The sequence below is a fragment of the Luteimonas salinisoli genome (assembly GCF_013425525.1).
Taxonomy (GTDB): domain Bacteria; phylum Pseudomonadota; class Gammaproteobacteria; order Xanthomonadales; family Xanthomonadaceae; genus Luteimonas; species Luteimonas salinisoli.
The window spans coordinates 14,907-26,798 of sequence record NZ_JACCKA010000001.1; the positions used below are offsets into that span (position 1 = coordinate 14,907).

At 64.2% G+C, this 11,892-nt stretch carries 11 protein-coding genes; 3 read left to right on the plus strand and 8 right to left on the minus strand.

Going from position 1 to position 11,892, the window contains the following annotated elements; genetic code table 11:
- Window positions 1-39: 39 nt before the first annotated feature.
- Window positions 40-957: an alpha/beta fold hydrolase gene (locus H0E84_RS00060; RefSeq protein WP_180676617.1), complete on the minus strand. Its 918-nt coding sequence runs from the start codon at window positions 955-957 to the stop codon at window positions 40-42.
- Between the two features lie 170 nt (window positions 958-1,127).
- On the opposite strand from H0E84_RS00060, the gene H0E84_RS00065 reads away from it, so the two are divergent.
- Together H0E84_RS00065 and H0E84_RS00070 are read left to right on the plus strand one after the other, a co-directional pair.
- Window positions 1,128-1,766 (plus strand): TIGR00645 family protein, encoded by a 639-nt coding sequence (locus H0E84_RS00065; protein WP_180676580.1) that lies wholly within the window; start codon window positions 1,128-1,130, stop codon window positions 1,764-1,766.
- Between the two features lie 432 nt (window positions 1,767-2,198).
- Window positions 2,199-2,708, plus strand: a complete 510-nt coding sequence (locus tag H0E84_RS00070; protein WP_180676581.1) for a hypothetical protein — start codon at window positions 2,199-2,201, stop codon at window positions 2,706-2,708.
- A gap of 522 nt (window positions 2,709-3,230) precedes the next feature.
- Here H0E84_RS00070 and H0E84_RS00075 read toward each other — a convergent pair.
- The 4 genes from H0E84_RS00075 to H0E84_RS00090 all read right to left on the minus strand — a co-directional run bounded on the left by H0E84_RS00075 (window position 3,231) and on the right by H0E84_RS00090 (window position 5,173).
- Window positions 3,231-3,431 (minus strand): hypothetical protein, encoded by a 201-nt coding sequence (locus H0E84_RS00075; protein ID WP_180676582.1) that lies wholly within the window; start codon window positions 3,429-3,431, stop codon window positions 3,231-3,233.
- 66 nt (window positions 3,432-3,497) lie between these two features.
- Complete coding sequence (locus H0E84_RS00080) at window positions 3,498-3,695, minus strand: RNA-binding protein (RefSeq protein WP_180676583.1); 198 nt, start codon at window positions 3,693-3,695, stop codon at window positions 3,498-3,500.
- 140 nt (window positions 3,696-3,835) lie between these two features.
- Window positions 3,836-4,285: a hypothetical protein gene (locus H0E84_RS00085; RefSeq protein ID WP_180676584.1), complete on the minus strand. Its 450-nt coding sequence runs from the start codon at window positions 4,283-4,285 to the stop codon at window positions 3,836-3,838.
- A 207-nt stretch (window positions 4,286-4,492) separates the two neighbouring features.
- Window positions 4,493-5,173, minus strand: a complete 681-nt coding sequence (locus tag H0E84_RS00090) for an XAC0095 family protein (protein WP_180676585.1) — start codon at window positions 5,171-5,173, stop codon at window positions 4,493-4,495.
- Window positions 5,174-5,597: 424 nt separating this feature from the next.
- Between H0E84_RS00090 and H0E84_RS00095 the strand changes: the two genes are divergently transcribed.
- Window positions 5,598-5,963, plus strand: coding sequence for a MarR family winged helix-turn-helix transcriptional regulator (locus tag H0E84_RS00095; RefSeq protein ID WP_180676586.1), 366 nt, complete (start codon window positions 5,598-5,600; stop codon window positions 5,961-5,963).
- A 159-nt stretch (window positions 5,964-6,122) separates the two neighbouring features.
- Here H0E84_RS00095 and H0E84_RS00100 read toward each other — a convergent pair whose 3' ends face one another.
- The 3 genes from H0E84_RS00100 to H0E84_RS00110 form a co-directional block, all read right to left on the minus strand.
- A complete protein-coding gene (locus tag H0E84_RS00100; protein ID WP_180676587.1) occupies window positions 6,123-8,774 on the minus strand; it encodes a DEAD/DEAH box helicase in 2,652 nt (883 codons plus the stop codon).
- Between the two features lie 4 nt (window positions 8,775-8,778).
- Window positions 8,779-10,296 (minus strand): site-specific DNA-methyltransferase, encoded by a 1,518-nt coding sequence (locus H0E84_RS00105; RefSeq protein ID WP_180676588.1) that lies wholly within the window; start codon window positions 10,294-10,296, stop codon window positions 8,779-8,781.
- A gap of 477 nt (window positions 10,297-10,773) precedes the next feature.
- Window positions 10,774-11,835 (minus strand): Fic family protein, encoded by a 1,062-nt coding sequence (locus H0E84_RS00110; protein ID WP_425600437.1) that lies wholly within the window; start codon window positions 11,833-11,835, stop codon window positions 10,774-10,776.
- Window positions 11,836-11,892 lie beyond the last annotated feature (57 nt).

Sequence of the window (11,892 nt, forward strand, 5' to 3'; positions counted from 1 at the left end):
GCTCGCCTGCGGCCCGACCCTCTCCGCGCCCGGCCGGACCTAGACCGGGTGGCGGTCGAGAAAGCCGCGGATCTCCGGTACCAGCACCTCGTGGCGATCCTCGAGCACGTAGTGGCCGGCGTCCTCGAACGCGTGCACCTCGGCCTGCGGCAGCGCGGCGCGGAAGCCCTCGAGGAAGTGGCGGTCGAAGACGAAATCGCGCAAGCCCCAGCCGATGAAGGCCGGGCGATCGGCGTAGTCCGGCAGCCGCCGCGCGGACTCGACCAGCAGCGGCCAGGCCGCATCGCCCTCGCCCAGCGGGATGTCCTGCATGAAGCGCAGGGTGGAGATGGCGTTGCGCCAGCCGCGGTAGGGGGCGATGTAGGCGCGCCGCACCGGCGCCGGCAGGCGGCGCTCGGTGCCCAGCCAGGCCGCGCCGCGCGCGAACAGGTTGAAGGCGCGGATCAGGAAGCCGCCGACCCGCGAGTCGCGCCCCAGCGACAACTGCCAGGGCATCGGCTTGGCCGCCGGCAGCGGGAACGCCGCGGTGTTGAGGATCACCAGCCGCCGCACCCGTTCGCTGCGCGCCAGCGCCCAGCCGAAGCCGATCATGCCGCCCCAGTCGTGCACCGCCAGGGTCAGCGGGCCGTCGATGCCGAGCCGCGCGAGCAGGGTCTCGACGTCGTCGATGCGCGACTGCAGCGTGTACGCGTAGCGCGGCTGCGCGCCCGGCGCGTCGTCCGGCCGGTCCGACAGGCCCATGCCGACGTGATCGGGCACGATGCAGCGATAACCCTTGCCGAGAGCCGGGTCGCGCAGGCCCAGTACCAGGTGGCGCCAGTAGAAGCTCCACGACGGGTTGCCGTGCAGCATCAGCACCACCTCGCCGTCGCGCGGGCCCTCGTCGAGGTAGTGCATGGCGATGCCCGGCCGCACTTCGAGGCGCCGGCCGGTAAACGGGTAGTCGGGATGGTCCACGCGCCTGCCGCAGGTTGGGACAAGGGTGCGCATTGTAGGCAATCGCTCCCGCGCAGACGGGGGGCGACGCCAGCCGGCCCCGGCGGGCGGCACTCGCCGGTCCGGAAACAGGCCCGCTTGGCAACGCCCCCGCCGCCCGCTACGCTGCCGCGCTTTGCGCCGGTGCAGCCATGTCCACCCCGTCCCAGCCCCGCCTCAACCCACTGCCCGCGCTGATCTTCAGCTCGCGCTGGCTGCAGCTGCCGCTGTACCTGGGGCTGATCGTCGCCCAGGGCGTCTACGTGTTCCTGTTCGTCAAGGAACTCTGGCACCTGATCCAGGACGTCAACAACCTGTCCGAGCAGGCGATCATGCTGCTGGTGCTGGGCCTGATCGACGTGGTGATGATCTCCAACCTGCTGGTGATGGTGATCGTGGGCGGCTACGAGACCTTCGTGTCGCGGCTGCGCCTGGAAGGCCACCCGGACCAGCCGGAATGGCTGAGCCACGTCAACGCCAGCGTGCTGAAGGTGAAGCTGGCGATGGCGATCATCGGCATCAGCTCGATCCACCTGCTCAAGACCTTCATCGAGGCCGGCATGGTCGGCGGCCTGCCGCTGTGCGGCACCATGGAAGCGCTGGAGGCCGCGCGCCTCTACGCTGCGGCCGGCGGCGACTCGGCCCGCACCTGCACCACCTACAGCGCCGCCGGGGTGATGTGGCAGGCGGTGATCCACACCATCTTCATTCTCTCCGCGCTCGGCATCGCCTGGACCGACAAGCTGATGCAGCACACCGCGAGCAGGCGCCAGGGCGTCGTCAAGGAGTAAGGCCGGCCACGCCCGCGCCCCCTCGTAGGAGCGTGCCATGCACGCGAGAGCCGGCGCGGCAAAAGATGCCGGCATCGCCGCAACCCGCCGCGCGTCCCCCAAAGGAACCTGACCCCGGGTCACGAAGATGAATTCGTAGCGGACGACCCCCGCTATGCTTTTCCGATGACTCCCGCCGCAACGACCTCCTCGCGCCACGCCACCTCGACCGCCAGGCAATCGGCCAGCTGGTGACACCTACCTCGGCCGACTGCCTGGTGGAGCGGCCTGTCGTAGTATCGCCACCCCAGCACACGGAAGCACTGGAGGTCGGTCATGGCAAGGACGTGGGCAGTGGTGGGCGATGCCACCACGGGCGACTCGAGGACGCGCTGGATCCGTTTCCTGTGCGGCCCTTCCGACCCGAGAAACCTGCCGCGAGCGAGAATTCCATTGAAGCGAGCGACCCTCATTCTCGCGTATGCGCTGCCCATCCTTGCGAGCGGGTGCGAAGCCCGGCAACGCATGCTCGACATGCCGATCCAGGACCAGGGCGGGCTGCCCTGCTTCGGCGTTGCCGATACCCGCGAGGCGCGCCGTCACCCCATCAAGCTCGGCGCCATGGTGGTGTCCGAGCTGGACGCGTCGGAGAACGTGGTGCGTGAAGTCTGGTCGCTGGCCGGCAGGCTGCCGCCCGTCATGCTGGACCCGGCGCAGTGCCTCCCGTATGGCGCCCAGCCCGAGGGGGCGGAAGCGCTGGTCGAAGCCGCACCCGTCCAGCCCGGCACGCGGTACTCGGCTTTCATCAATGCCTACATCCAGGACGGGGCGAACTGGAGCAACCGCTCCTACCTCGGCGCGTTCTGCCTGACGGAAGGGCCCGAAGGGCGGCAGGTGCACCAGATCCCTTCAGGCTCGATAGCCGACAAGGCCAGGTGGGCAGCCTGCCGGGTGGATCCCTGAGCGTTGCTGTCGCTACGCCGCCTTGGCCGGTTCATGAGGGCGACGAGCAACCTAGGACTGCGACCGAAGCCGCCAGGGATCCGAATCAGATCGTCGATCGGCAGCAATACCAGTTCCTTGCAGGCGTAGCGCTTGGCAGCAAGCGCGACGATGGCCTCGTGCGGCAAGCGTTCGCGCACTTGGCGAACTGGGGTGATCAGATCGTTGTGCAGCGATAATCGCCTAGCCCCGCCGGGGATAGCATCCTCGGCCCGACGCCCGCCTCGCGCGGGCGTCTCTTTTTGGTCCGGACATCCTTGGGATGATTTCGGCAGGCATGCAGGGGGCGCGCTGATTTGCAGGTAGATACCGCCTGTACACGGAGCGGCCGGGGTGGGCTATCCTGCGGTCGACCCTGCATTGCGCGAACGCCCAAGTGCCACTTGGGAGGGTCCCGGGAAACCGGCTAGCGCGTGCGGGGTTGCTTTCTTTTCGCTTCGCGAACTCCGGGCGGATCACCACCCCCTCCGTCCGGAACAGCCTTCACTGCGTGGCTTTCAGTTCGGCCTGCAGCTGCGCCCGCACGTCTTCAGCCGGGATCGTGTTGCCCGCCCTGACCTGCGCCAAGCCGCGCTCGATGGAGGCGTGCAGTTCGACTTGATACAGCACGTCATCCCATGTCGCTTCGGGCGGCAGCTCATCCGCGATGTGATGCACTTGCTGCCGTAGTGTCTGGGCAGACATGGCTGAGCCTCCGAGGGGGTCCAGGCTTACGCTTCATCGAAGTCGATCAGGGCCTTGATCGACCGCTCAAGCTTCAACGTCCACGCCCCACTTCCGGAATGCCCGCCGCACGTCCTCCTCGCGGGCGAATTCGCCGCGGTCGGCCGCCGCGATGCCCTCCTGCACCGCCTTGCGGAAGCGCGCCTGCTCGATCACGTCGTCCCAGGTCGCCTCCGGCGGCAACTGGTCGGCCAACTGGTGGACCTGCTGACTGAGGTTACTCATCTCGGCACTCCCGTGCGGTTCTGCGGGCATTCTATGCCTCCCCCGGGATCGCTGCTCCGGCGATGCGCCTGGGCACCTGGATGGTGTTGTTTAGTGCGACATCCGCAGGCGATGTCAGGCGAATACGCCGAATCGACCCGCTAGTTTGCAGCCGAGACGCTTGCAAGCACCTCGGCCAGCTGTCGTCGATCACCCGGAAGAAGCTCGCACACCCGTTCCGAGACGCCATCTTCCTTGACGAAATGGAGACCGGATGCGCCGAACTCCTTCTTCAGCCGATCTCCATCGAAGAATTCGACCAGCAAGTAGTAGTCAAGCGACGACTCGACCGGCGCTCGAACTTGGCGGCATTGGCTCGGGATCACCGAGTTCAGCCTGCCTATCGTCGCGGCGTCGTCCGTGCTGAACTTTACCGAGGCCCAGCTGACAAGATCTGATTTCGAGTACGAGACGGGCGCGAGAGAATCGAAGCTTCGATAGTGCACATCGACATGCGTGTACCGGCCAGCGCCATCGTCTACCACTTCCGCCCGGTCACAACCCACTAGCCCGACAGCCGCGAACGCGATGGAAATCGCCGACTTGAACATCTACGGGCCTCCTCAACTCAATCCCAACTCGAAGCGGGCACTTGAACGCAATCACCTGCTCCCCATCCGCCAGGGACGAGCAGCGCCGATAGTGGCGAAATGCTGGCGATGCTTCAATCGGCTCTCTCGGCCCATGTCGGCGCGGATGGCACGAGCCCGGCGCGCCATCGGCGCCGGCCCGCGAGCCGGGCGCCTTGGTGGCCTTGATCAATGGAGCTGGAGCACAGCGGGGCGTTTGGCGTGTCCCAACGCCGAGCTTGCGGGCAGCGAGATGCCGCAGGGCAGGCTACCGGCAGCCGTACCCGAAGCCGCGCCCCGATAGACCGCCTGCCCTTCCCCCACGCGGACACGGGAGCGTGCCCCCTTCCCGAGCCGCTGCGCCTCCACCTGATCGAGGAGGTCGCGCACCGCCGCGGCGCCTTCGAAGATCGCCCGACCCAACATGGGCAGGGTGTGGTCGGCCTGCTCGCCCGCGCGGGCGGCCGCCACCACGCCGCCATGCGCCGAGATGGTCTGGATCAGCCGGCCGAGCGCGTCGATCTGGTCCAGAGTGACGCCGAAGGTGAAGCGTTCGCTTGCGGCGGCGTAAGCCTGCGGGAGTAGGGCCTCCGCCTTGGCGGCGGGCCCATCTGCCGCGGCCTGCCGGTGGGCCGGCCAGGACACGGCCTCCAGCACCAGGGTGGCCTGCGCCGCCAGCAGCTCCAGGCAGATCGCCAGATCGGCAGCGCCCGCTTCGGGCATCCACCCTTGCCGTTCCGCCGACGTGCGCGGTTGCGCCAGCCGGGACAGGAACACCATGTGATCGCGCAGTTTCTCCAGCCGAAGCTGGCTGTCTTCCGGCAGGAAATAGCCCGGCACCTGCAGATCGTCCGATTCACGGTTCGACATCGTTGCCTCCTCCTTCCATGAAGTGGCCGCCCACCGCGGCACGGCGGACGGGAAGTCGGGAGGTTAGAAACCGCACAGAGCCGGCGGGCGTATTTCCCCGAAGGGTGTTGTATTAGCCGCCCTCCCGACGCAGGCATCGCGTCGGTCGTGCCCGCAGCAGCACGGGCACAAAAACCCACTGGATTTTCGGAGGTGGGCACCGCTCTGTGTGGAGTTTCTACGCTCCGTAGGCGTGAGTTTGCTATGAGCCAAGGGCACCGTCAAGCGCCATTTCGAGCGCAATTTCATCGTGCCATTCGCAAGTAGTTCCCGCGCACCGTGCTCCAAAAGATCGCTCTTGCTCACGACGACTTGTAATCGCCCAGGACGAGCTTCACCATACGAAACCCCGCGCAGCGAGCGATGGTTCGAGACTGACTAACCTATGACGTTGACGCAAGACCAAGTAATTGCGGCACTACAAGCCGCACTACGTGAGTTCCGAACACATCATCCTGATATCACGGCGGCGCGTATCCTCACCCTTCTCGCCGTCGCCCGCAGTCCCGGCATCCAACAGAGCGAAATTAGCTCCGCAATTGGAGATATGTCGCAGGCGGCTTCCAGCCGCAACGTGCTTGACTGGACTGAGCTCAATAGCGCGCGTCAAGTCGGTCCCGACTTCATCGCACAGCGCCCCGATCCGAACTTCCGTAAGCGCAACGTTCTATACCTTACTCCGAAAGGCCATGCCTTCCTCGGCAAGATCGCCAGTACGGTCAACGCACGAATCGATAGACGCACTAGCTGAGCCTTTTTTCGCATTCCTGCGAACGTCGCGTACCAACCTTCCGGTTGCAATAGGAGAACGTGAGCGCCCGACTGCCACTGCGGCTTGTACCGGCATCGGGTTCGTATCGAGGTGATCCACACCTTGGGCTTCTTCTGTTGCTCCGCCAATGCGTTCCGGTCAAGTCCTCGCGATAGCGTTCGCGATCTGCTGGTCGATGTCGCGCCCTTCGTCATCCTTCTCGCGCGGCATCAGATAGATCCCGTTGGAGTATTTTCGCGCCCAGAGTTCGCCGACCGCGCGCTTGGCGACGTTCTTCGGGTGGTCGTAGCGGTCATCGCCCTTGTACTCGATCACGAAGATGCGGCCGTCCTTCAACTTCGCAATGAAGTCGGGATAGGTGGAGCCGGTCGCGGTCGGGAAGCGGAACTGCGTCGGATGGGGCAGGTTCCGCACCCACACTTCGACATCGGGATTGCGCTCGATGGCCAGCGCGCAGCGGTACTCCTCCGCCGGGGTTCCATCCCTGCGGCGGTACGGAAGATCACCGGGCACCGCATAGTAGTGCTTCGGCCACTCCTGCGGAGCTGGACACGGCGACCGCATGGGATAGGCCAGATTCGAGAAGGAGAACACGACAGCCGGATCAACCACCACTTCATCCAGCGCGAACAGCCGTTGGTGGGCTTGGTTGCCGCGCTGCGCACGAGCCTCGTCCAACAGCGCTAAAAGACGCCGTGCAATGATGAAGCGACCACGTACCAGTTGACCCAGGCTGTATCCCTTGCGCTTCAACGGAGCGATGGCGCGGGCGATCCATTCCACCATCGTTTCCTGTCGTACGTCGTTCTGGACCACCTTACTTTCGAGCCACACCAGCAGGTCGGCCTCCTGCCAGTCACCAGTTAGGCCGGACAGATACTCGGCCTGTGGTTCCTGGACCATCTTCATCTTCACAGCCCTCTCGACAAGGTCAATCTCCCAGGTCTGCGTGCGCGTATCGAACGTCAGCGTATCAAGGGTGCCCGCCGAGTCGGCTGGGTTCCAGAACCCGTCTTCCACCAGCAAGTCGTTCTCGACAGGGACCACGCGGTCGCCGAACTTGATCGACAGCTGCGGTACCTCGAACTTCACGCCCTTCTGCGCGGGTGTCTCCCGCAACTGAGCCCTCGTGTTGTGCTGTTCGAGCGACGTTCGCACGCTGTCACGCGTCTTCCCGGAGAACAGCTTGGCGATGGCCTCGACGCTCTCGGGCTGGATGGCACCCTGGACCACAACCTCGAACTTGCCGTCCTCGACGGCTGGCTCGATCCGGATGCTCGCCAGATCGCCTGCAGGCACGTTCGCCAGATCCGGCTTCTTCCCTGCCGTGAACCGAATCGTCTCCGCCATCAAGGCGGGGCGCTCATCTCCGCCTGGGATCAGGGCGGGTTGCATCGGAAGGTTCTGTGCGGCTTCCAGCCGCGAGAACCCCATGCTCTCCAAGTGGTCGGTGAACTCGACCGCCTTCGCCCCGAAGTAAGGCGAGACCACGTGCGCATAGGCCTTGTTCAACACAGGCTGGCTCCGTGTCCGCGCATAGGGCATGCGTAGCACGCGGCCAAGCAGCTGCTCGATGGCGGTCGCAGACTTTGTACCGGATACGGAGCAAAGTACATAAGCGAACGAGCAGTCCCAGCCCTCCTTCAGTGCCTCCATTGTGATGATGACGCGCACGGAGCAGTCTTCGGCGAACAGGTCGATTCCGTCCAGTTGGCGCTGGTCGCCCGTCGCGATCTTCACCCACTCCTTGTCGATGCGCTCGCCGTCCTCGCCTGTCAGGTGCTCGTAGATCGTCTCGACGGTGGCCTCGCCACCCCTGTGCTCGGCTTGGATCAACAGAATTGGCCGAATGTAGTCGGCTTCCTTCTTGGCGATCTCCTCGAGCTCTTGCCGTCGAAGCAAGGCATGGCGCAAGGCAACATCCCACCCGTCCAGATGCTCTTCCAACAGCACCGGCAGCTTGATCATCTCCTCGGCGAAGAGTTGCGAGGCCGAGACGCGCACCAGCACATTGCTGGCAGCCATGTCCGGCGTCGCAGTCAGCTCGATGATGGCGCTCGGCGCGAGGCGCTCATAGACAGTGCCAGACAGCTCGCTGGTAGCGTTGTGCGCTTCATCAGTGATAACCAGCGGGCGATAGAGACGCAGGAGATTGGCGAACGAGAACCTCGGCCCGCTGCCGCCATCGGCCTGCTCCAGTTCCGCGAACACTTCGGCCTTGGGGAGGGCGATGAAATGAGGTTCCAGCGCCTCCTTGTGGGCATAGAAGTCCCGGATGTCGATGTCCTGAACACGAGCGGCGGCCATCGTGGCCACCACCACGCAGGTGCGATTGGCCAATTCCTGGGGCGTCAGCTGCTCGATGTCGTCGCTGTCGAACACCGAAACCTGTCCGCCGAACGCGTCATCGAGCTCCTGACGGTAGGGGTGGCGCCGGTTCTTCAAGGCGTCCAGCGTCTGTTGTTTGATCACGCGGCTCGGCACGAGCCACATGACCAACGGCCGGTCGCGGTCCAGCCAATTTTCAGCTGCGCACCGGATGAAGTGCGCACCCATCAGTGTCTTGCCGCCTCCTGTGGGAATGCGGATGGCAACATACGGCACCTCTCGCAGACTTGGTAGTTCCGCCCCGTCCTTGCCACGAAGGGGGCGATAGTCCGGCGCCAGCATCGTCTTCGGATCTGGATGGGCATGGACGGCAAATGCTGCCGCTACATCATGCTCCTGGGCGGCGCGCAGGAAGTCGCCAAGCCGTTCGAGCGCCTTTTCCTGGTAGCCTTTCAGTTCCATGCCATTACCTCGCCCGGATATCGTTCGGCGTCTTCTTGAACTTGATCCCCAGCGAGCGCAGGCGATCGTTGGTCATGTTCGTGCCCTCGCCGTAGATCACCTTCGGGCCGTCATGCTTCGGCAACCCCGCTAGCACCTTCATGGTCAGCATGTTGCCGCCCGAGAGCGATTGGTCACTAAGGATGCCGTTGTAGAGCAGGTAGTAGGCCGTGCCGCGGTGGATGCCCAGCAGCGGCGACCGCATGGCGCGCGTACTGCGGGCGGTTCCGGTTTCGGCGAACCAGACGTGGGCGGCTAGATGCTCGAACCTGATCTCGGGGTTGATGCGGCCCTGGTCATCGAACACCTTGGGACCGAGCTGATAGAAGCGGAAGCCTCCGCCACCCTTCCAGCCGACCGCCCCGGAAATGCCTCCCTGCTCGCCATCGACGACTTTGGTCATACGCGTCTGACAGTGCGTCCGCGCGTGCTCACCCATCTCAACCCCTATCCAACGGCGCCCCAGCTTGTGCGCCACGGCAGCCGTAGTCCCAGACCCGAGAAAGCTGTCTAGAACTAAGTCTCCTGGGCGGGATCCAACTTCCAGTATCAGTTTCATTAGCTTCTCGGGCTTCGGCGTCCCGAACACGTCGCCCCCGAACAGCGCAACGATCTCCTTCTTAGCATCCTGCGTGTGCCCGGCCTCATCGTAATGCCAGTATGTCTGTGGAACTCGGCCTTGTTTCACGTCGGTCAGAAAACGCTTCAATGATGGAGCGCTGTCCCCATCCTTGCCCCACCAGATCCTATTGTCGGCGTCAAGCTCCATCAATCGTGCTTTGGAGATCGACCAGTAGCGCCCGGACGGTGGGCCGGGGATGACCCTGCCGCTGGGGGTCTCGACTGGATAAATCCCGAGGCTGTACGAGTTGCGCGCCGATAGGTCGCTAGTCTTCCATACTCCCCGTGGGTCGTTATCGGGGTTTTTATATGCCTTGTCTTGCTCTGCCGTGCGGGGCATCAGGTTGGGAAACCACTTGTCACCTTGCTTAGCGTAGACAAGCAGATTGTCGTGATCCACCGAAAAGTGTCGTGCGGATGACTTCGGTGAGTAGTTCTTCCGCCAGATCACGTTCGCGATGAAGTTCCTGCGCCCGAAAACCTCGTCGCACATGACCTTAAAATAGTGCGACTCGTTATCGTCCAACGTGATCCAGATAGAACCTTCCTCACTGAGCAGTTCGCGCAGAAGCACCATGCGCGGATACATCATTGAGAGCCACTGAGCATGTTCCAAGTTGTCGTCGTAGTGCTCGAACGCGCTCTTGGTGTTGTACGGCGGGTCGATGAAGACGCACTTCACTTGCCCGGCGTAGTAGGGCAACAACGCCTTCAATGCCTCCAGGTTGTCGCCCTGGATCAGCATGTTCGGTCCGTCCTCGTCGCCGTGCGATAGAGATTTCACGGGTTGGAGCAGGCGATACGGTGTCTTCCCCGTCGCCTTCAAATCGTCGTTACGGTTGTGCCATTCAAGCCAAGGCATCAAGGGTCCCCATGCGGCGCGGGCGCGTTGCCGCGCCTGCTGAACTTCGTGGGCGCCAGACTCGCCAGGCACCGTCGCACTCGATGATACCCGCCAGGGGGCAGGTTAGACCCACCTCCGTGTGGTCAGGCTTACGTATCTCTCGCCGAGCGCGACGGGATCCAGGACCTGGACTGAACCCGCTCCCTCAGGCATTCGGTCAAGCCGCTTGCTTCAGTCTTCTTGTGTAGTCCTTGGGCTACAAGCAACCCTGAGCGAGGAGTGCAGACGTGCTGGGTTGTAGAGGCTGGGGCGCAATAGTTGCTGGCGCCCGCACCTATGGACCTCAGCGCCGAGGTACCACACTTTGAAAAGAACGACGCGAGTTCTTTCAAAGCCCGGAGAGGAATGAAAGCAGACTTGGCTTCCGTCGGATCTGGCGCGCTATGGGTGGCTGGCTTCGATCCGGTCCAGACCGGAAGACCAAGGTCATGCTGTTCAAAACGGCTGCGCTCCTTCGCTGAGGATGTCAAGATACGATTGGTAGGCGAAGACCTTGTAGCGCTGCTTGCCGGTGACTTCGCGGATCACCGCCAGGTCTTGCATGATGGTGAGCCCTCGGCTGATGGCCGGTTTGGACAGGCCTGTTTCCTTCACCAGTAGAGCTGAGGTGCGCAGGGGATTGCGGGAGAATGCCTCGTGTAGCTGCAGCGCGGTCCCGGCAGTGCGGCCGGTGGTGCGCAGGCGATCACGGTCATCCTGGAAGAGGCGCAGGAGGCGCTGCGCGGTGTCCACGGCCTGCCCGGAAGTGGCGGCGACACCATCGAAGAAGAACCGCAGCCACCCTTCCCAGTCGCCGTGTGTCCTCACGGCATCCAAGCGCTGGTAGTACTCCTCGCGGCGGGATTTGAAGTAGAGGCTCAAGTAGAGGGAAGGCTCGTCCAGCAGGCCCGCGTCGCAGAGCATCAGCACGATCAGCAGGCGTCCGAGGCGGCCGTTGCCGTCGAGGAAGGGATGGATGGTTTCGAACTGGACATGGGCCAGCCCGGCCCGCGCCAGCGGGGAGATGCCGTCTTCGGTGGAGTGCAGGAACTTCTCCAGTGCGCCGAGGCAATCGGCTACATGGTCGGCGGGCGGCGGTACGAACTGCGCGCGATCCGGGCTTGGCCCCCCGATCCATACCGGCGTGCGCCTGAATTCTCCGGGTGCCTTGCCGCTTCCGCGGCCCCGCCGCAGCAGATGCTCGTGCATTTCGCGCAGCAGCCGGAGCGACAGCGGAAAGCCACCGCGGATCCGGCCGAGTCCGTGCTCGAGCGCGTCGATGTAGTTCGAGACTTCGCGCACATCGTCCAGCGGTACGCCGGGCACTTCGTCGAGTTCGAACAGCAGCAGGTCGGACAGCGATGACTGCGTCCCTTCGATCTGCGACGACAACAGGGCTTCCTTACGGACGTACTGATAAAGGAACAATCCCGCATCGGGAAGGATGCGCGTCATGCCTTTCAGTTCGCCCAGGGCCACCAGCGCTCTGTCGCGCAGAGTCGCCAGATCCTGGTTCAACTGGAGCGGTGGGTCGGGGGGCAGCGGTGCCGGAACAAAAGCACGGTAGGGCTGCCC